Here is a 20,612-nt window from a genome sequence, read left to right as displayed (position 1 = left end):
GAATATTTCGGAAAAGATGGTATCCTGAAACTGTCACGCCGGAGGTCGCGGGTTCGAGTCCCGTCACTCGCGCCATTTTATTCAATAAAATGAGCACCCTACAGAATTCGCCCGGTTATATGCGCGGCGATCTCAGCGCAAGATTTTGCAGCAATCTAAATTTGAGCCAGTCTAGCAGCTTGGTATTATTTGCCGGCCACGCAAAAAAGCGCCCCGAAAACGGGGCGCTTTTGCTCATTCCTGAAGTCCGCAAAAAATGCGACTGGCGATTAATTACCCATGTACATCTTGCTGCGGCGCGGGTTTTGCGCCGTATCATCATGAAGGCCGTACCGGTCAGGCCATGTCGCTGTGGGCCATGCCTCATTGTTGGGCAATGAAAAGATTGTCCGTTCAATCGACAACATCTCCTCCATTTCCGCACGCGTGTAGGGACGCCCGTGAACGGCGATGTAATTTTCAACGCCGTCCATTTCACGCGCTCGCTGGCGTTCCTTGATCCACCGGTCCAGCTCCCGGGTTGAGTAATTCGCCCCTTGCCGTACTCCACTACCTTCTGGAACGCCCCAGCCGAGATAAAAATCACCTGTGAAAATCGATTCCGATCCGGGATGATAACCGATGATCATGTTCTCCGAATGAGGAGAGTCTGGCCACACGAACACATCAAACGTGTTGGTGCTATCGCTGATATGCAGGCGGTTACCTTCAATAAATTCAAACTCGGCGTCTTCGACTGGACCATGCTCTCCGTAGGTACGGTTCAGCAGTTTGCGCAGAAAACCTTCCTTATCCGGCGTCGTCAGTATTTTCGCGCCAAGACGGGTGTAACCATGCACGGCCCAGGCGTGATCATCATGATGGTGCGTCGGTACGATATACTTAAGAGGCTTGCCGTTCATGTACGGCTTCATTGCTTCAAGCGTATTGACCGCGTGCGAAGGAAAATTGCCTGCTTCCAAAGCTATGAAATAGTCATCAAATTCAACGAATAGAACATGAATTTCACCGTTGCCAGTAACGTAAAGGCCATCGCCAGCTTCACGTACGGCGATGTCCCATCCTTCACCGCCATAGCCGCTGGTGTCAGCGGTTTCAAATCCGTCCGGCACTTGCAAGTAACGATCAATCGGCTGGTTTATCTTAAGTGAATAAATGCCGCGATCCTGCGTTGCGACGCCGTCGACAAACTGGTTGTAACGGGTAGGGAACCATACGCCATGCGTCTTCACATAGGCGTCATAAAAACGAATGACTTCAACCCTTTGGTCTTCATCAATCGTATGGTCCCACATGCCGCCTTCTGTTGAAGATATGACATTAATAAGCCGCGTCTTGGGATTGACATAAACCGTATACCGATCACGGTATCGCAGCGTATCATATGCGATGTTGCGAAACTCTTTTTGCTCACCGAGGGTGACCTCGTCAGCGTTTTCCATCATTTCTCTGACAAGCAACGGCGTAAGCCAAAATGCTGTTGACCGTTTTATGTAGTCGAGGGACATCATAGCCCCGTCATTGTACGTTCTCAGGATCGTATTTAGCGTCGCACTTTCGTCGCCATTGACGATCGATCTTGTGCCCATATTCAGCTCGCCCGGCCAGGTGCTGATGTTTTCCCAGACGCCTCTATCGTTTTCATAGTCGATTGCGCCGAATGACCGGATGGGCAGACGGTCATAAGGTTCGTGCGTTGTTCTACTCTGGTAACGAGCGATCGAGTAACCAGCTGAATCAAGTTCAAGCTGCTGGATTGCATTTAGCGCATCTGCGCCGCCATAGGCCGCCACCACCTCGCGCATCAGTTCTTCGCTGGTTTCGGCCGCGAACGCTGAACATAACGAGCAAAAAGCAAAAACCGCCGCCGTAACGACTGTCAAGCCACGCATCTTCATAACGATACTCCATCCTGAGATTCAATCGCTCGAAGGTAACGGGGTCTGGCTTGCCGATCTTGAATGGGGCAAGCGCTCTCACACGATTTTGTGATCGCAAACAGGCCGCTAGGCGAGCTTTCTGGTTTGCTGGGAGAGTTACTCTTTCAAAAAAATCATGATAATTTAATGAGATGAGTGAGTGTGTTCAGACGATTATAACCCCAAAAGTTCCGATTCTGGATTTTAAATCGCCAGAAATTGGACATCACCTCTTGCACAACGGCCAGCCATGGGCCTGTCGTGCGGTTAAGTATCCTCGGCTTTATGTTTCATTGAAGGGGATGTTTCATGCGCAATCCGAACATGGAAATATCGAAATTTCCGCGAGCTATGCTGCCTACATACCCGCAACGGTAGAACATGCATGCGTTGCGAGTGATCAGGGTGCGCAGATACTCTCTATTGACCTGTTTCCATCAGGAAAAGTGAATACGAATAGTGCGCCCAGAAGGATCGAGGACTCATATTCCTATTATTTGATCTCAGCACTGATGAGTCGGTCGCTCAATAGCTTGAGTGAGGTTGACTTGGATAACATTGAAAAACTCTCAATTCATCTTTTCAAAGAAGACTGTAAGTCAGAAACATGCTGGTGTTCTTCGATTATCGAAGCCATATCTGCTTCTATAAAAGCCCCCCCTAGCTTGGAACATCTCGCTGATATGGCTGGCATGCATCCTATGACTCTGACAAAAAAATTTCGCCGTCTGCATGGGTGCAGCATGGGGGAGTTTCGCCGCCGCGTGCGTGCTGAGCGGGCATTTTATCGCGTAATAAAAGAGCCAGCGCCATTATCGGATGTCAGCTTAACTTGCGGCTATGCTGACCAAAGTCACATGACACGAGAATTTCGTTGTTTTTTTGGCCTGACGCCCGCCTTTTTAAGGCGCACAACAGAGTGTGTATTTGACAGCGGGCATTGAGGCTTTAGAGCGAGGCGCTGCCGCGTCAATTCTTGTAAGCTTTTTCAATCTCGCCAAGCTTCTGGTCGATGAAATCTTTCGAAACCCACTGACCGCGGACCATTACGCCTTTAATCTCTCTCATATTTCCTATCGCTTCAAACGGATTGGCGTCGAGCAACACCAGATCTGCTCTGGCTCCGGGCTTGATGACTCCGAATGAATCCTTGTCAGCAAAATAGGCTCCGGCGGACACAGTTCCAGAATATAAAATGGCGCTCCGTTCCATGCCAGCGTTTTCCATACTCGTCATCTCACGATGAAGCGAAAAGCCCGGAACGGAATAGACTTGCGGTGCGTCAGATCCGAGAAGCACCTCTACGCCGCCCTCAGAAAACGCTTTCAACAATTTGCGCTGATTTTCTAGAAACAGAGCTATTTCCGGCAATTCGTCAGAATTTTGTTCGTATTGATTTACCCGATTTTCGGCCCAGTTTTCAGTGATACCGTGCGGCGTATAACGAAGCTCGGCGTAGGCAGCGAGAACATCGGGTTCAGTGCCATACTGTTCAAACAGCGCCAGCGTCGGCACAATACCAGTACCTGCAGCAAGGGTGACCTCTACGGCTTTTTGAAGCTGCTGTTCTGTAACCGGGGTTTCATCTGCACCTATATAGGTTAGGTAATTATCCATGTGTTCAACAGTACGCTGACCCTTCTCAAGCGCATGCAACAATCCAACATCCTCGGCGATATGGCCGCCAAACGGGAGGCCGATCTCGTTTGCCACATCAGCGATTGCGTCATATTCCTCAAGGCTGAGACCTTCATGAACCTTCAGCAAATCCCATCCTTCTCGGGCGTATTGGGTGACTTTCGCGCGAGCATCATCGGGGCCATCGACATTCATGCCGCCCAAAGCCGGAGCAGCTAAATAAAGCGTGGGCGCGATGATTTCGCCTCTTGCTGCTTTATCGCGGAGTTCAAGTTGACCTTCTGAACCCAACATCCCTCTGACGGTCGTGACGCCTTGTGAGACATAAAGGAACAACACATCTTCTGCTGGCCATGATGAAGACGTCCCGGGTATATGACCGTGCATCTCTGTGAGACCGGGCATTAAGTACCGGCCAGCGCCATCGATCACTGTCGCTGATGCCGGCAATGTTACATCACTAGCGGGGCCAACCGCCTCAATTCTGTCATTGGAGATAAGAACTGTCTGATGAGGGCGTGTTTCGCCGCTCTCCATCATGATGACAGTCACATCAGTGAATGCATAACTGTCTTGCGCTAATGCGGCAGGCGTCACCAGTCCGGAAATTGTCATTAAAAATACAAGGATGATGTTTTTCATTGAAAGCTTTCTCAACAGGTTTTCAACAGTATTGGGTGCCTTTGCCCTATCAGCAAGGCCTAGTCTTGCTCCTAAATCTACGAATAATTCTTAGCCTTCTGCTTTGGTGCGACAAACTCGAAACGCCAAGCTTTTAAAAAGCTTTTATTGCTAGCGCATTTTCGTCGCTGATATGCCTCGTGCTGTCGAATTATTATTGAAAAAATCATAAATAAATGAATAAGAAACATCAACAGAAAGATTGACCGCCATATGCGGGCTGTTCCTGACCGGTGAGAACAAGGTTGGCTTCGAATGTTCAAGACGGCCTTAATGAGAGACTTTAAATTTCCAAGGCGCCAGCCTGAGGCATGGCAAAAGCCGTGAGTGAGCAAGTCTTTAGAAACCTGCCTCCAGAAAAAAGCGTGCAAGCTCTGGCGGGCATCGTGGCGCGGAGGCGTTGCGGCATCCCTACTGATGTGACCTTCTCTTGGGACCGCGCGCCTCCGTTGTCATGAAGGTCTAGATACGGAATGATAATGAGAAAAAAAGCCAGTCTTTACAATGGACAGCGTGTCCTTATTGCCCCTGAAGGCAAGCAAATAACGCGACGTAGCTTGTTAGGCACGTCCGTAGGCGCGGCGGCTCTTGCTGACCAGGCTTTGGCGAAAACTTTTTGTGCTTCAACACTGGTAACCGAGCCTGGCCCTTTTTTTCCCGTAAAAAACATGAATTTCGCCGCAGATCTGGCTGGCGGCCACAATGGAGGCGCGCAGGCGAGCGGCAAGCTTTTGTATGTCTACGGAGTTGTCAGAGACGGGCAATGTCAGCCTGTACAGGGGGCGAGGGTTGCAATATGGCAGGCGGATGCTGAAGGGCATTATGACCATCCACGAGCTGAGGGGCATGATGACCTTGATCCTAACTTTCAGTATTTTGGCGAAATCGAAACGTCAGAAACAGGATTTTACCGTTTCCGGACGATACAGCCGAAGTCCTATGTTGCTTTTGGTTTAAATCGCGCGGCGCACATACACTTCCGAATTGCGGCGCCCGGTGTGGAAACAATGACCACCGAAATGTACTTCGCCGGCGCGGAACACGATGAGCGGCGTATGAACGATGTGGTTTGGTCTTCCCGGCCTGCTCCTGCGCGCGAGTCTTTGATTGTTGAGTCAATGCTGGCTGTAAACAAAAGCGATCTTGGCGTCGAAGCGGAGCCAGGGGCCCTCGCGTGCCGTTTCGACATCGGGCTGACCTGAACAGGGCTAGCAAAACAGAATTATTATGGGAGGATCCATGTCGTTTCGGTCGATATTGGCGAGCATTTTATTGGCATTGGGAACACTCACGCCGAGCGTCGGTGCTGCATTATCAGCGTCTGAGGCGCCTGCTGGCGTTTATCGTCTGGATCCAAATCATTTCTCATTGCTGTTTCGTGTTGATCATCTCGGATTTTCGCACATTGTTGGCCGCTTCAACGAGGTTGATGCAACGCTGACCATTGATCCGGCTAACCCTGAAGAGGCCCAGCTTATCGTCGAAATCAACGGGGTTGGCGTTGATACAAATGTTGATGCGCTGGACAATTTTCTAAAAGGCGCATCCATGCTGAACTCGGCGATAGCGCCAGAAATCACCTTTGAAATGGGTAGTCTCAACATCACGCCCGGCAATAGCGCATCAATCGGCGGTCAACTGTCCATGGCGGGGCAAACACACCCGGTGGAGTTTGATGTGAACCTCGTTGGCGCGGGGGTGAACAGGTTTGAAAACGCTCAGGTGCTCGGATTCGAAGCGTCAGGCAGTCTCGACCGGTCGACGTGGGGGATGTCAGCATTCACCCCTGATGTTGGTGATGAGGTCCGGTTTTCATTCAGTGGTGAGTTTATTTACGCGCAAGAACAGCAGGATGAGTGAGCGCCCTGGTGCTGATTGGCGAGCAGGCAAGGTGGCGGGAGAGGAGAGGGTGCGCGTCTTAGGGGCTAAGTGAAAAAAGGGGCTCGCCGCATTGCGCCTGACTAAAGCCACGTCAATTGCTGTTGCAAAAAGCCTTTTGCTCGCCATGGGGGCGGACGATGATGAAGCACAAATTGGGGCCGAAGGGCTGACCGACGCAAATCTTTCAGGCCATGACAGCCACGGTATTGGCGTTTTGTACATGTATGCGCGCTCTGCAGAGGCAGGTCAGCTTGTACTCAACGCTGAACTCGAAGCCCGCCAGCTCGGTTCAATTTTGAAAATCAATGGAAATGCCGGTTTAGGCCAGCGCATAGGACGCGAAGCTATGGCGTCCGCCTGTGACATTGCGGCAAGAGAGGGGGTTTGCATCGCGTCTCTTGCAAACTCATTTCACCTTGGTCGTATCGGGGCATGGGGTGAACAATGTGCGGATGCGGGATTTGTTTCCGTGCATTTCGTCGGCGCTATTTCCCGGTCCCTCGTTGCGCCGCATTTTGGTCGCGAGGCGCGCCTTACGACAAATCCTGTTTGTATTGGCTTTCCCCGGACTAACGGGGAGGCGCCTGTGATATGCGACTTTGCAACGTCCGCCTTCGCCGCAGGAAAAGTGCGGCTTGCTTATGAAGCAGGAAAGCCAGCCCCTGAAGGAGCGTTGTGCGATGCTGATGGCGTGCAAACAACAGATGCCGCCAGGCTTTTTGAAGCGCCGCTTGGCGCGCTTCTGCCAATGGCGGGGCACAAAGGCTACGCGTTATCTGTGATGTGCGAACTGCTAGGAGGGGCGCTCGCGGGAAACGCCTGCGGGCCAGACCGTCAGGCGCCCGACAAAATCATCAACAATATGCTTAGCATCGTATTCGATCCAGAAAAATTTATGCCGCAGGAGGTGTTGCAAAAAGAATCCGAAACGCTGCTTGACTGGCTGAAGCAAACACCGCCTGCGCCCGGTCAGGATAAAGTCCTTTCTCCAGGCGAGCCTGAGGCAATAGCGCGCCGGAAAAGATTGGCGGAAGGTTTTGAAATGTCCGACGGCGCCTGGCGCTTGTTGGAAGAAACCGGCGAAAATCTGGGCGTTTCGGCTAGCGAATTAAACCGTTGCGCTGATCAGGGATGAGTTTGGTGTCTGACAATGAAATGAGAGCGCTTCACACGGCGACGGCGCTGCTGACCGAATTCGCGAACGCAGTCGATCAGGGAGACTTAAAACAATTAGGGCAATTGTTTTGTGCGGACGCGACAATGGATTTGCCTGCGTTGAGCGGTGATCAAAAACGTGAAGTGTTGCAAGGCCGGGAAGCCATTCTCGCCAGATGGCGGGGTGATAGGCCTTTTGCAAGTCGGCACATTGTTGGCAACATAGCGGTTGTGTGTAACCAGGCAGACCGGATTGATGTCAAATCAACCGGCATAGGTATTCGCGGCCCGAAGGAAGGCGGCGCGCCGTTTTTGATTGTCGTTGCGGATTACAAAGATACGTTGCAACACAGTGATGGAAACTGGCGGTTTCGTTCCAGAGTGGTGAGTTCCGTTTTTAGCTGGGCGGCTGAGCCGCGATGAAACTGCTTCGCTATAGAACAGTATCTGGTCAGGTTAAGCTTGGCGCGCTTACACAGTCTGGCGATATTGCGGATCTGGTTGGCCTAGCGGAAACCCTGGGCGAACCAATTCATTTTTTTGAAGACATGAATACGCTTATAGAGGGCGGCGCTGACGCACTGTTATCAGCGCAAAAATGTCTGGATGAAGCGTCACAAAGTGAGGGTTCGCAATACGTCATAAGCTATTCTCCTGCGATGCTGGCTTGCCCGCTTCCCGATCCGCCAGCCTTGCGATTGTGTACAGTTTACCCAGGGCATTTCGTTCAAGCACGCCAAGCCGCGGCATTACTTGCTGAGCGTGAGCTTGGTGTTAAGGCGCCGTCGGATTTCCCGGATACGCCACCGCCACTATTTTTTGAGCATCCGTATTTTTGCAGGGGAAATCACAAATCCCTGGGTGGCCCCGGCGACGACATTATCTGGCCGAACTACGCCCAATATCTAGATTTTGAATGTGAGATTGCAGCGGTCCTCGGGTCCGGCGGGGCAAACCTTGGTCAGGAAAGTGCGAAAGCTGCGATTTTTGGTTTCACCATTCTCAATGATGTCAGCGCCCGCCTGCCGCAATTGCAGGAGATGCCGTTCGGGATTGGTCCGTGCAAAGGAAAAGGTTTTGACGGGGGCATGAAAATTGGCCCTGTGATCGTCACAGCAGATGAATTTTTTCCATCTACTCAGCGCGCGGAAATTCGCGTCAATGGAGAAGTCTGGTCGAAGACGACAATCGCTGGCGCGGCGTTTGACTGGCCATCCATAATCAGCTTTGCGAGCGCGGGTGAAACGCTGGTTCCCGGAGAGGTTATTTCAAGCGGCTGTATTGAAAACGGCAGCGGTATTGAGCTGAACCGGTGGCTTTCGCCGGGGGTATTGCTTGAATTCGATGTCGAAGGAATAGGCGTTTTGGCGAATCCTGTCGCTACTTAGAAAAAGTGTTGCATTGAGTGGCGGCTGAAAAAGGGATGCGCGTCTTAACACTATGCGAAACGATAAATAAAACCGTATAACGGGAGGGTGTAATGCATAATGTGACGCACGGGAATTGTGCGAAAGCGAAGGCGCTCAGTATGCGCTCAACATTGAAAAAACGCCTGCTTGCGGGTTCGATCTTGCTGGCTGCAGCTTATGGCCATCCCGTATTGGCGAACGAACAGAAAATTGACGCTTATCCTTCTCAGGATGCGGCGAAAACGCTGGACGGCATTTCCAGTAGCTCAGGCTTGCAGATTTTATATGCAAACAACGACCTTGATGGCGTTGTGGCGAACGCTGTACACGAGACGGATTCGCCGTCAGGTGCGTTGGACCAGGCATTGAAAGGCACTGGTCTTGAATATGCGATGGTCAATGACCGCACGGCGGTCGTACGCAAAGCTGCTTTTATTCAGGATGAAACAACTTCCGGCGGCACGCAGGTCACGGGCTCAGGCGGTTCTACAGGACGCGATCGCATTGTCGTTACAGCGCAGAAGAAAGAGCAGGACCTTCAGGATGTGGCGCTTTCCGTTCAGGCATTCAGCGGAGAAGATCTGGATAATCAAGGCGTGCAAAACGTGCAGGATCTGCAGCTGAGAACGCCGGGTTTTACCATGGGGTCGAATGTTGTCTTCGGACAACCGTACATCCGAGGCATCGGCAATGGTACGCTGACGATTGGGTCGGATTCCAGTGTTGCTGTTCACCTTGACGGCGTTTACTTGACGCGCCCCATGTCCGCTTATCAGGAATTTTTTGACGTCGAGCGGGTCGAAGTTCTGAAAGGTCCGCAAGGAACGCTTTATGGCCGGAACGCAACCGGCGGCGTCTTGAATATCATTTCGGCAAAACCGACGGATGAATTTGAAGCGTCTGCCCGTTTTACCTACGGCAACTATAACCAGCTTCGCGGTGATGCAACTGTAAGCGGCCCTCTTGCCGAAGGCGTCGCAATGAGGCTGACAGGTTTCCGTGCAAAGCGTGACGGGTTTACCGAAAACGCATTTGATGGCTCTGATCTGGACGATCAGGACATCTGGGGCGTGCGCGGACAATTGCTTCTTGAACCGGCCGATAATTTTTCGGTTCTTGTTGCGGGTGATATCAGCAGAGAAGACAGCACGCGCGGGCAAGGTTTCCGGGTCACCGAACCCGGCGGCGGTTCGGCTGGGGCAACCTTCTTTGATGATCCCTTCATTGTCAGCAAGGATTATCCTGCACGCACCTATACAAAAGCCTATGGCGTCAGTGCGACGGCGGATCTGGCGCTGGATGGGGTCAATATAAAGTCGATCACCGCTTATCGTCATAGCGAATTCATGCTCTCGCTTGACTTGGATGCAAGTGACAACGCGCATTCTTTTGTCGATCCTGAAAACGAAGATTCGGATACAATCACGCAAGAACTGCAAATCTACGGCGGCGGTGATGGTTTTGATTGGTTAATTGGCGGTTTCTATCTTAATGAAGAAGCCTCAACACTTTTTGATATCAACATTTTGCCGTCAACGAGGGTCGTTCCCAACGGGTTCACTACAGTCAACGCCTACGCGGTTTTCGGACAGGCGACATTGCGGCTGGCTGATCAGCTTGGCCTGACCGTTGGCGCGCGTTGGAGCGGTGAGGATAAAGAGGCGAGGGTGCGGACAGCGGGCGCGACGCCAAGTCCATTCACCACAGCCTCCGAAGACTGGAGCGCTTTTACGCCTCGCGTGGCTCTTGAGTATACGCCTGCGGATAACGTCATGTTGTACGCGTCCTATACAAAAGGTTTCAAGTCAGGCGGGTTTAACGCAACGTCAACGGCTGTGCCGGGTTTTGATCCTGAAAAAATCAACAGCTATGAAGTCGGGTTGCGTTCCACCTGGGGTGACGGCTTGGTCACGGCGAACCTTACCGGTTTCTATTACGATTATAGCGACCTGCAGGTTCGTGCTCTCGTGAGCGGCATAATCAGCGGCGTATCCAACGCGGCGAAAGCTGACATCAAGGGTCTCGAAGGACAGTTCGATCTGAACCCTACAGACGAATTTTCGCTTAACCTGAACGTCTCATGGCTGGATGCAGAGTTTGGCGAGTTCCTGACAACCGACCCTGACAGCGCCATGCCAATGGCGGTTATTGATCTTGCAGGCAACCGGTTGTCCCGTGCGCCGGAACTGCAACTATCCGGCGGAGCTCAATATGAGTGGGATCTCGGTAATGAAAGCGCTTTTCTGATCCGAGGCGATGTCAGTTATCAATCGAAAGTATTCTTCGATGAGTTCAACTATGACACGCGATCGCAGGACGGTTTCGCGACGCTCTCCGGCAAGGTTGGTTACACGCTGCCTGGAGGAAACCTGACGGTAGATGTTTGGGCGAAGAACATCACCGACAAGGCCTATGCCGTGAACGTGCTGCGCAGCGCAGGCTTTTACGGCACAGCGACTTGGTATGGCGCGCCGCGGACATTCGGCGTGTCCCTGACGGGCAGGCTCTAACCTCCCTCCCTGGGCCGCCGCCGGCTTAAATGCCGGCGGTGGTTTTTAGAAAGCGCAGCATGAAAACAGATCAACCGGCTGCAGGCGCATCGCCTGGGCTCTTTCGTATCTTGGGATATAGTCTGCCGGCCTTGCCGCTCGCGGTCATGCTGATCCCGGTAAACGCTTTCCTGCCTTTTTTTTATAACGACGTCGTTGGTATTTCCGCCGCTCTTGTCGGCATGATTTTGCTTTATTCCCGCCTGCTGGATGTCATTACTGACCCGCTTGTCGGGTGGATGTCCGATCGGACACGTATCAAATTTGGCAGACGCCGAACATGGATGTTTATCGGTGCGCCGATCTTTGTATTTGGCGCCTGGATGATGTTCATGCCTCCTGAAGGCGCCGGCGCCGCTCATCTTTTTATCGCAACGACGACTGTATTCTTCGGGTGGACCTGTATCCAAATTCCGTATCAGGCATGGGGCGCGGAAACGATTACGAACTATGACCGCCGCGCCGTACTGTCGGGCATGCGCGAGACCTTTACAAATCTCGGTATTGTCGGCGCCGCAAGCATACCGATCCTCGCCGCAATGTTTTTCGGACATGACTCTATTGACCGATTTGTGATGGCGATGGTCGGCGGCGCGGTCATGATTGCAATGCCGCTGGCAGTACTGATCGCATCAACGTCATTTCCTGATCGTCCGGCTGAAAAGCAAATTTCTAAGCAACCACAGACAGGATTGTTGTCACGGATTCGTTCTGCGGAGTTCACGAGGCCGTTTGTGCTCGTCTTGATCTCCTATGTTTGCATGGGGCTGGCGAAGGGCATTCAAAACGCCATGACAGTGTACTACGCGACGTATGTGCTCAAGCAGCCCGAGGTCGTGGGGTATGTATTGTTTGCCGCGTTTAGCGGCGTCATCATCGGCACGCCTTTATGGGTGGCTTTAAGTAAAACCCTTGGCAAGCACCGAAGCGTTGCTGCGTCCCTTATTCTGGCGGTGGCGATCTTGATGATTTTTGCTGTTCCCTTGGGGCCTGGGCAAGGCTGGACGTTTGTTGTTATCGAGTTTTTTGTAGGGCTCGCGGCGGCGGGGTATCTGGTTCTCCCGGCGGCGGTCATTGCGGATGCGGTTGACTATGACGCTGTCCAGAAAGGGCGGATGCGATACGGTTTGCATTTTGCGAGTTGGAGCCTGATGCAAAAACTCGTGCATGCTTTCGCGATCGGTCTTGCATTACCCGTGCTGGCTTTTTTCGGCTTTGATGATCCTGCTGTGAGCAAGGACAGTCTCGCACCTGTCATCAGGATGCTTTACCTCGTCGCGCCGGCGCCGCTTTATATCATTGGCGCCATTCTGTTTTGGCAATTTCCGATTGACCGCAAAAAGCACGCTGAAATTCGTCGGATAATCGAAGAAGACGGACTTCTGGAGAAGTCCTTCCGCGCGACGGGCTAATCAAAGGTTTGTTCAGAGCGCGTTAAGGGGAGGGGCTGACGACAACCACGTGGCCGCTGCGACGGACATTCGCGTTAAGAGCTTGCTCAACCGATAAAATGAAATCTTCGATGCCTGCAATGTCGAACGATCCACTGACAGTTAAGTTGGCGAGAGTCGCATCAGTAATGCGGGCCCTTAAGGGTGAAAAAGGCTCAAACTCTTCAAACGCTTCGGATAGAGGCGTGTTGTCAAAATAGAGCCGGCCTCTTTGTAACGACCTGATGCGTTCGGTTTCTGCACTCGCGAGATCAATGTCGCCTGTCTCCATATTTGCGATGGCCCGACCGCCGGCTGAAACCGAGACAGGATCGCTTGTATTTTGAGCCAGGCTAACAAGAACGCGCCCCTCCAATACGTCTACCTCGACATTGTCGCGGCGAGACACATTGAATTCGGTGCCAACGGCGACAATCGTCGTGTTTAACGCGTCAACTGAGAACGGTCGCGCTGGGTCATGCGCGACATCAAATGTCGCTTCGCCTGAATTCAGCGTTATTGACCTGGCGTTTTTGGTAAAGCGAACGCTTGCCGATGTATTTCCGCTCAGGAAAAGTTCGCTTCCATCCTGTAGCGCCACAGTCGTTGTTTCTCCTACACGGGTCGCGTACTCGGTGGCGGCTGGCGGCGTGAAGACGATTATACTGAAAGCTGCGATGGTCGCTGCTGCACCGCCTGCCAACGCAAGCCGCAAAGCCGGAACAGACCAGTTCATACGAGGAGCAGCATCAGTTCGGCTAGCAACATATGCAGCCGGCATCGGTAGTGGCTCAGCCTCGCGGAGCACTGATCTCAGGTTTTCGATTTCTGGTAGCGTTTCTGTGTTCCTGCCCGACAAACCGCCTTCATGAGCAAAATTTTTCGCAATCTGAGCAAGTTGCCTTCGGCGACGCCAGCGTTGGATGAGATTTTCGATACCCATTTTAACTCTCAAGCTCCAGCAACATTCGTTTCACAATTCGGCTCATATCGCGCTCAACGGTCCGTACAGAAATATTCAATCGTTTTGAAATCTCGGCATAGACCAGGCCTTGTTGCCAATGCATGACAAATATCGCCTGTTGTCTTTCCGTCGCTTCATCAAACACGGCGCGCACTCTTTCGCTTTCGATCCCCCTGATGAGGGCTTCTTCCGGCGTTTCCGCAGGTTCTCCCGACACCCATTCCACGCGATCGATCTGTGTTTCCCGGCGGACTTTCTTTTTCCGGAAACGGTCGCGCAAAAGATTAAGGGCGATGGAAAAAAGTAACGCCCGCGGCTGCCGGATTTCGTTGGAATTTTCCGACCTTGCCGCCCTTATGTAGACGTCCTGGACGAGGTCATCCGCCATCTGCGGGTCGTCAATGCGCCTTTGAATGAAGGATTTGAGCTCAGGGCGGGTGGCCAGGAAGACGGCTTCCAACTCTCCGGCTTTTTCGCTGGAATGCGGGGCGGCGAGATCCTGCTCCTTTCCGTCGCGATTGTCTCGCTCCGCCATATGAAATCCCGCCCATTTCGGCGCCTGACCGGCAGTCACCATGCTTGCAATTCCGACGATATTACGCGCCGCCCCCAACCAGATCAAACGACCGTGGGTTGTTTTGAGTTCTGTCGAGAACGATTTCCGCCAAAGCGAGTGACGCGGTCAGCCCGGGGCTTTCAATACCGAAAAGATTGATCAGACCAGGAACGCCATGTTCACGTTCATCCTGGATTTGAAAGTCCGCAGCAGGAGCGCCCTTTGGGCTCAATTTGGGCCGAATGCCTGCGTAGTCCGGCGCCAGGGCGCCATCAGGCAGGCCCGGCCAGTATTTTCGTATTGCATGATAAAACCTATCAGCACGGCCGTGTTCAACGCGATAATCTGCGGCTGACGGATTATCTTCCTCAAGCCACTCGACATCCGGTCCAAACCTCATTCTGCCAGCAAGGTCGAGTGTTACGTGCACGCCAAGTCCACCGTCAGCAGGCGCCGGGTAAATCAAACGTCGAAAAGGCGATCGTTCGGAAGAAGTAAAGTACGACCCTTTCGCAAGGTGCTGTCTCGGTAGCGATCTAACATTGACCCCTTCAATCGTTCCGGCGAGCGCAGGCGCGTACAATCCAGCTGCGTTCACAACGGTTTCGCACTTAAGTTTCGCGGTATCCGTGAAAAGAACGATTTTGTCGTTCTCAACAGTTCCGCTGTCTACAGAGGTTCCAAAGGCGATCATGCCGCCTTGGTCTTCGAGATCGCCATGTAGCGACGTCATGAAATGATGGCTGTCGACAATACCGGTACCGGGTGAGAGTAGCGCAGCCGTGGCTGACAACGCCGGTTCCACCGTCGACAGTTGCGATTGGTCAATCCATTCCAGATTGCTGACGCCGGAATCGCGGGCGTTCGTGTGTAACTTTTCTAAGGTGATCACTTCGTCATCATTGGTAGCGACAATCAGTTTGCCGCACAGATGAAAATCAATATGCCGCTCCTTCACATATTGAATGAGAAGGCGACGCCCTGAGATACAGGTTTGCGCTTTAAGAGATTGGGGTGGGTAATAAATTCCCGCATGGATTACTTCGCTGTTTCGGGACGATGTTTCGCTGCCAATCATGTTGTTTTTTTCGAGAACCAGCACTTCCCGCCCGGCGCGTGCAAGCTGCGCCGCGCAAGCAAGGCCGACGACTCCGGCGCCAATAACGACACAGTCGCAATCATGTGTTTCGGGTGCTGTACGCTTCAAACCTAAATCTCGTTGCGCATTTCGGCATGAACCCCTTAAGACGTCTGGCGCAAGCACCCCCGCCATGTGCTTTTCAAGGCGTACCGTTACGAGTTGGCCTGACGGGGAGCGATTGCAGCTACCGTTAGCGCCAACCCTCCGGATGGCGCAGTTTTCACTTGAAAAAACGTGGTTCGCATCCTCAAAGCTTGATGTATGATCGCTGCTTCGCGGCGGCGGGATCAGCTCGGGCCGGTCTGATCGGATGAATAATACCTCATGCTGACAGTCATCGGCCTTGCCATAATTGCGGCTGTTGTTGCGGCGCTATTGAGCGGCCGGATCAGCCCCGTGGTCGGCCTGACATTGCCGCCGCTGGTCGGCGCCCTCATAGCCGGGTTTGGCGCGCCAGAGATTACAGGGTTCTTTTCTGCCGGCCTTGCGAAGGTCGCCCCCGTGGCGGCGATGTTCATTTTCGCGATTTTGTTTTTCGGCGCCATGCAGGACGCCGGTTTGTTTCGGCCACTGATCAATTTTCTAATTCGCATGACGCGCGGTAATGTCATCGCTGTGGCGGTGGGAACGAGTATCGCAGGCATGCTCGCTCATCTTGATGGAGCAGGCGCAACGACATTCCTGCTGACTGTTCCTGCTCTTGCGCCAGTTTATCTGCGTCTCAGAATGAGCCTTTATCTGATGCTTTTGTTGCTTGCGATCGGTGCAGGCATCTTCAACATGATGCCCTGGGCAGGGCCGTTGGGCCGCGCCGCTGCTGTAATCGGCGTAGATTCTGCAGAACTTTGGCGGCCCTTGATAGCGGTTCAGGGTGTCGGGGCCGTCATGCTTGTCGTTTTCGCTGCAACACTCGGCTGGTTTGAACAACTCCGCATCGCGCGCCTCCCGCTGCAAACAAAAGCAGCAACGGTTGAAGAGAATGAAGAAAAGCAGCCGGCGCTTTCATTGTCGCCCGTAAAGATCGCCTTTAACGTTGCAATTTTTATCGCCGTTATGGCGGCGCTGATCATGGGCGTTCTTCCGGCGGCTTACGTTTTTCTCATCGGATTGTCGCTTGCGTTGCCCGTCAATTACGCGGGCGCCAAAGCGCAAATGGCTGCGATCGCGGTGCATGCGCCCAACGCCATTACAATGGGCGCCATCATTCTTGCGGCGGGATCGTTTCTCGGCGTGATGGATGGTTCGGGAATGCTCAGCGCCATTGCAAATGACGCAGGTCATCTTTTGCCGGATGCGGTCGCGCCTAATCTCCACTTTTTGCTGGGCGTGTTCGGCGTGCCGTGGGAGTTGGTATTAAACACCGACGCTTATTATTTTGGGCTGCTGCCGGTCGTGAATGAAATCGTCGCCCCGCACGGCGCATCACCGGAAAGCGTCGTTTACGCGCTGATGATCGGAAATATTGTGGGTACATTCATCTCGCCGTTTTCGCCGGCCCTTTGGCTGGCGCTTGGGCTTTCCGGCCTCGAGATGGGACGCCATATCCGGTATTCCCTGTTACCCATGTGGGCTTTCTCATTGGCGCTGATGGCTGTCGCGGGATTGCTCGGCGTCTTTCACTAGCCCTGTCTGCAAGCGGTTAAGCATTTCCTGACTTTCATCATGACCCCGTTGCAGTGCGCCTAAAACGGCGCGAAAATGGTCTGAAAGAAATGGGGGCCTGCCACATGCGGACACATATCGCCGCCGCCACGTTATCCACTTTTCTCGCCGCCTGCGGCGCGGAAACAAGCGCGCCTGCGTCCAACTCGAACGCCCGGACAGAAAATGCAGCGTCTCCGGCACGGGTCAGCCTGCGCCCTGCGGTTAAGCGCCAGGTGGATCCCGCCCATGGCCGCGAGCTGTTTGTGGAAAAAGGATGCGTGATCTGTCATTCGGCGAACGGCGTTGGCGGCAAGGCTGCGCCGGCGCTTGACGCCCATATTGGCGACCCTCAAGTCGACCCGCTTGATTTCGCCGCCCGCATGTGGCGCGGCGCGCCCGCGATGATCGAATTGCAGTCGGTTGAACTCGGCTACACCATCTATCTCACGGCGGAAGAGATTGCCGATCTCGCTGCGTTTGCTGCGGACCGTGAAGCGCAAAAGAAACTGACGCCCGAATCATTACCCGAAAACATCGCTGACAGCCTGCTAGATCAGCGATTTTGGGAAATGGAAGACTGGGACGATTATTTATCACGCGGTCGTGAAGGGGAGGTCCCCACCGAAACGCTTGATGAGGCGCCGGTCGACAGGAATTGATCGACCTGAACTCAGCTTATCGCGATTGTGATGCGGCTTGCCGCTAAGGGACGCGGAATCTCGTTCAAAAGCGTTTAGTGAATTTTTCATTTGCCGGCATGGCCGGTGATGAGAAACGCTGGAGGGGGTTCTCATGCAAAACCGTCATTCCTTTTCTGTTGCGGGTTTTTCGCTTATTTGCGTGCTCAGCGCCGCAGCATGCAACACGCAAAGTGAAGCGACTGTCGTGCGCGGCAGCTTTTCCGAAGTGGCGATGCCGCCTTTAACAACCGACCGCGCCAGCACCGGCGGCGTATCTTTCGCTGATATTGATTCGGATGGCGATCCCGACATTATCGTCACCAACGGCTATAATGTTCAGTTGGAGGAACCGGCGCCGCAGGAAAATAAATTCTACGAAAATCGCGGCGGGACTTTTGTGGCGATGGCGTTGCCGGGTCTAAGTGAGATCGAAGGGTTCGGTTCAGGCAGCGCCTGGGCCGACTATGATAATGACGGCGACCTCGACGGGTTTCTTGCTAACCAGCGCGATCAACGGAACTACTTCGTCAAGCAAAGAGGTGGCGAAGAAGTCAGTTTCGTTTCGATGGAAACGCAGCCGCTGACGACTGACGGCGGCTGGTCTTATTCCGTAGCCGCTGCGGACGCTGACAATGATGGCTTTCTCGACGTTTATGTTTCCAATGGCGGCCTCAGCCATACGGGCGTCAATTATCTCTACCGTAATGAGAATGGCGAGCGCTTTGTCAAAATAGAAGATCAGGTTCCGGCGATGCAGGACCAGCCGACGGGCGGCGCCTCGTGGGCGGACTATGACAATGACGGCGATCAGGATTTGTTTGTCGCCAATCGCTCACCAAATAATCCTGAACTCAATCGCCTCGCATTGTACCGCAACGATGGTGATTTCAATTTCACGCGCGTCGATGCGGATGCTTTCGCGGAGGATCCGACACTGCCCATGTCGGTTGCGCTGGGCGATGTGGACAATGACGGCGATCTTGATGTTTACGTTGGCAATCTTTCCGGTCTGGCGAACAAGCTTTATCTCAACCGCGGCGACGGTGCGTTCGAAGCATCGGATGCTGGCGCAGCGACGCGAGAGCCGGGGTTCACATACGCTGTCAGCTTTGGTGATCTCGACAATGACGGCGATCTTGACATTGTTTCCGCGAACTGGGGCGCGTCGAGTCATATCTATCTCAACGACGGATCGGGAAACTTTTCGCGGCTGGCGCCCGAAGCCTACTCGGCTTCCCTGCATCACAGCGCATCGGTCGCCATCGCTGACACCGATCTCGACGGCGATCTCGATATTCTGATTGGCAACTGGCCGAACCGGCCCGGCGCCGGGCTTGAGGAAAACGTGCTGATCGAAAACAACTTCGCCAGCGGCGACTGGCTGAAGGTTTCGCTCGAAGGAACCGCGTCAAACCGCTCGGGCGTCGGCGCGCGGCTGGAGCTGCGTTACCAGCAGGACGGCGCCGAAAAGCTTCAGATTCGTGAGGTCGCCACCCATTCCGGCTGGCGCAGCCAGAGCGACCTCGTCCAGCATTTCGGGCTCGGCAAAGGGGCTGAGGCGGTCGAGCTTACGGTCAGATGGCCCTCCGGCACGGTTCAGACGATGCCGGTCGCAGAGTGGAACAGCACCCTTGCGATTGTTGAGGGCTAGGACGCGCGTCCGGTCCGAGCCATAAATCGCCAAAATCCCTGCGATTTTCAGCCTCACCGGCCCGGAATCGCGTTGCGTTTGGCGGCGCAGCTTTCTAGGTTCCGGCCAGCATTGAAGAGGGGCGGTCCCGCCGCCCTTTAAGTAAAGGAGCTGCGCCACATGGCGACCCCTGAATTTTTGCTCGACTGGCTGCCCATTCTCGTCTTTTTCGGGATTGCGACGGCGCTGGCCATCGGTTTTCTCGTGGCCCCGGCGATCATCGCCCCGAACGAGCCCGATCCTGAAAAAGTCTCGACCTATGAATGCGGGTTCAACGCCTTTGATGACGCGCGGATGAAGTTCGACGTTCAGTTCTATATCGTCGCGATCCTGTTCATCATCGTCGATCTCGACGTGGCGTTCCTTTTCCCCTGGGCAGTGGCGCTGTTCAATCCCGAACTCGGCATGGATCGCGGATTTCAGATTTTCGCCTTCTGGTCGATGTTTGTATTCCTCTTGGTGTTCGCTGTGGGCTTCCTCTACGAGTGGAAGAAAGGAGCGCTGGAATGGCGCTAGAAGAAACGAAACTTCCCTATGGCACCGCCGCGCGCGCCGGGTCGCCGGGCTATAACCCGACAGCGAAAGATCCGTTCTTTGGCGAGCTTTCAGACCAGCTTGCGGACCGCGGGTTTTTCACCGCGCCCGCAGACGCGTTGATCAACTGGGCCCGCACGGGTTCACTCATGTGGATGACCTTCGGGCTTGCCTGTTGCGCCGTTGAAATGATGCAGGCGTCGATGCCGCGTTACGACCTTGAACGCTTCGGCTTCGCGCCGCGCGCATCCCCACGCCAGTCGGATGTAATGATCGTCGCCGGCACGCTCACCAACAAGATGGCGCCGGCCTTGCGCAAGGTTTACGACCAGATGCCGAACCCGCGCTACGTCATCTCCATGGGCTCCTGCGCCAATGGCGGCGGCTATTATCATTATTCCTATGCGGTGGTGCGCGGTTGCGATCGCGTCGTGCCGGTGGATATCTATGTGCCGGGCTGCCCGCCGACGGCGGAAGCACTCGTCTATGGCGTGCTGCAACTGCAGAAGAAGATCCGCCGTGAAGGGAGCATTGTTCGGTGAGGAAGAAGGTGCCGTTATTTGGGCGACCACCTTACTCCGATTGGCGTATAGATGCGCCAGTCTTCATGGCTTCTCACATGATCGCATACTGCTTCGCAAAATTTGCATTACCGGAACTGAATTTTTTTCAGTTTATAACCGTATATATCTTTGGAATGTTCGGTTTGTTTTTTACGTACCACTTCGAGCGGTTAAGACG

At 53.7% G+C, this 20,612-nt stretch carries 18 protein-coding genes; 13 read left to right on the top strand and 5 right to left on the bottom strand.

The genetic code is table 11. From position 1 onward, the window contains the following. Positions 1-269: 269 nt before the first annotated feature. Entirely contained in the window at positions 270-1,898 is a 1,629-nt protein-coding gene (locus tag PUV54_RS01420; protein ID WP_274493733.1) for an MBL fold metallo-hydrolase, read from the bottom strand. A 173-nt stretch (positions 1,899-2,071) separates the two neighbouring features. Here PUV54_RS01420 and PUV54_RS01415 point away from each other — a divergent pair, with 173 nt between their 5' ends. Continuing rightward, positions 2,072-2,863, top strand: coding sequence for a helix-turn-helix domain-containing protein (locus PUV54_RS01415; RefSeq protein WP_274493732.1), 792 nt, complete (start codon positions 2,072-2,074; stop codon positions 2,861-2,863). Between the two features lie 25 nt (positions 2,864-2,888). Here the strand turns inward: PUV54_RS01415 and PUV54_RS01410 are convergent, their stop codons facing one another. Next, positions 2,889-4,199: an amidohydrolase family protein gene (locus tag PUV54_RS01410; RefSeq protein ID WP_274493731.1), complete on the bottom strand. Its 1,311-nt coding sequence runs from the start codon at positions 4,197-4,199 to the stop codon at positions 2,889-2,891. 518 nt (positions 4,200-4,717) lie between these two features. Between PUV54_RS01410 and PUV54_RS01405 the strand changes: the two genes are divergently transcribed. The 7 genes from PUV54_RS01405 (at position 4,718) to PUV54_RS01375 (ending at position 12,644) form a co-directional block, all read left to right on the top strand. Continuing rightward, positions 4,718-5,440, top strand: a complete 723-nt coding sequence (locus PUV54_RS01405; RefSeq protein ID WP_274493730.1) for a dioxygenase family protein — start codon at positions 4,718-4,720, stop codon at positions 5,438-5,440. A gap of 37 nt (positions 5,441-5,477) precedes the next feature. Continuing rightward, complete coding sequence (locus tag PUV54_RS01400; RefSeq protein ID WP_274493729.1) at positions 5,478-6,098, top strand: YceI family protein; 621 nt, start codon at positions 5,478-5,480, stop codon at positions 6,096-6,098. Positions 6,099-6,189: 91 nt separating this feature from the next. Next, complete coding sequence (locus PUV54_RS01395; RefSeq protein ID WP_274493728.1) at positions 6,190-7,254, top strand: malate/lactate/ureidoglycolate dehydrogenase; 1,065 nt, start codon at positions 6,190-6,192, stop codon at positions 7,252-7,254. Between the two features lie 5 nt (positions 7,255-7,259). Continuing rightward, the gene (locus tag PUV54_RS01390) at positions 7,260-7,697 is read left to right on the top strand and encodes a nuclear transport factor 2 family protein (RefSeq protein ID WP_274493727.1); all 438 of its coding nucleotides are present in this window, start codon (positions 7,260-7,262) and stop codon (positions 7,695-7,697) included. Further along, on the top strand, positions 7,694-8,662 hold the full coding sequence (locus PUV54_RS01385) for a fumarylacetoacetate hydrolase family protein (protein ID WP_274493726.1): 969 nt from the start codon (positions 7,694-7,696) through the stop codon (positions 8,660-8,662). The genes PUV54_RS01390 and PUV54_RS01385 overlap by 4 nt, the downstream gene beginning before the upstream one ends. 140 nt (positions 8,663-8,802) lie before the next feature. Beyond that, on the top strand, positions 8,803-11,193 hold the full coding sequence (locus PUV54_RS01380) for a TonB-dependent receptor (protein ID WP_274493725.1): 2,391 nt from the start codon (positions 8,803-8,805) through the stop codon (positions 11,191-11,193). A 59-nt stretch (positions 11,194-11,252) separates the two neighbouring features. After that, positions 11,253-12,644, top strand: coding sequence for an MFS transporter (locus tag PUV54_RS01375; RefSeq protein ID WP_274493724.1), 1,392 nt, complete (start codon positions 11,253-11,255; stop codon positions 12,642-12,644). Between the two features lie 22 nt (positions 12,645-12,666). Here PUV54_RS01375 and PUV54_RS01370 read toward each other — a convergent pair whose 3' ends face one another. The 3 genes from PUV54_RS01370 to PUV54_RS01360 are packed head-to-tail and all read right to left on the bottom strand — an operon-like array spanning position 12,667 to position 15,389. Next, positions 12,667-13,605 carry a FecR family protein gene (locus PUV54_RS01370; protein ID WP_274493723.1) on the bottom strand — a complete coding sequence of 313 codons (939 nt, stop codon included), beginning with the start codon at positions 13,603-13,605 and terminating at the stop codon, positions 12,667-12,669. 1 nt (position 13,606) lies between these two features. Beyond that, positions 13,607-14,203, bottom strand: a complete 597-nt coding sequence (locus PUV54_RS01365; protein ID WP_274493722.1) for an RNA polymerase sigma factor — start codon at positions 14,201-14,203, stop codon at positions 13,607-13,609. 19 nt (positions 14,204-14,222) lie between these two features. After that, the gene (locus PUV54_RS01360) at positions 14,223-15,389 is read right to left on the bottom strand and encodes an NAD(P)/FAD-dependent oxidoreductase (protein WP_274493721.1); all 1,167 of its coding nucleotides are present in this window, start codon (positions 15,387-15,389) and stop codon (positions 14,223-14,225) included. 258 nt (positions 15,390-15,647) lie between these two features. Between PUV54_RS01360 and PUV54_RS01355 the strand changes: the two genes are divergently transcribed. From PUV54_RS01355 to PUV54_RS01335, 5 genes are all read left to right on the top strand, one after another. After that, positions 15,648-16,946, top strand: a complete 1,299-nt coding sequence (locus tag PUV54_RS01355; protein WP_274493720.1) for a CitMHS family transporter — start codon at positions 15,648-15,650, stop codon at positions 16,944-16,946. 104 nt (positions 16,947-17,050) lie between these two features. Beyond that, positions 17,051-17,626, top strand: coding sequence for a c-type cytochrome (locus PUV54_RS01350; protein ID WP_274493719.1), 576 nt, complete (start codon positions 17,051-17,053; stop codon positions 17,624-17,626). A 133-nt stretch (positions 17,627-17,759) separates the two neighbouring features. Next, positions 17,760-19,298: a CRTAC1 family protein gene (locus PUV54_RS01345; RefSeq protein ID WP_274493718.1), complete on the top strand. Its 1,539-nt coding sequence runs from the start codon at positions 17,760-17,762 to the stop codon at positions 19,296-19,298. A gap of 159 nt (positions 19,299-19,457) precedes the next feature. Further along, the gene (gene ndhC, locus PUV54_RS01340; RefSeq protein ID WP_274493717.1) at positions 19,458-19,853 is read left to right on the top strand and encodes an NADH-quinone oxidoreductase subunit A; all 396 of its coding nucleotides are present in this window, start codon (positions 19,458-19,460) and stop codon (positions 19,851-19,853) included. Beyond that, positions 19,844-20,413, top strand: coding sequence for a NuoB/complex I 20 kDa subunit family protein (locus tag PUV54_RS01335; protein ID WP_274493716.1), 570 nt, complete (start codon positions 19,844-19,846; stop codon positions 20,411-20,413). Before ndhC ends, PUV54_RS01335 begins: the two co-directional genes overlap by 10 nt. Positions 20,414-20,612: the final 199 nt, after the last annotated feature.

It is taken from the genome of Hyphococcus flavus (assembly GCF_028748065.1).
In the GTDB taxonomy this organism is placed as follows: Bacteria; Pseudomonadota; Alphaproteobacteria; order Caulobacterales; family Parvularculaceae; genus Hyphococcus; species Hyphococcus flavus.
The sequence above is the reverse complement of the archived record's forward strand: the minus strand, read 5'-3'. Positions and strand labels throughout refer to the sequence as shown.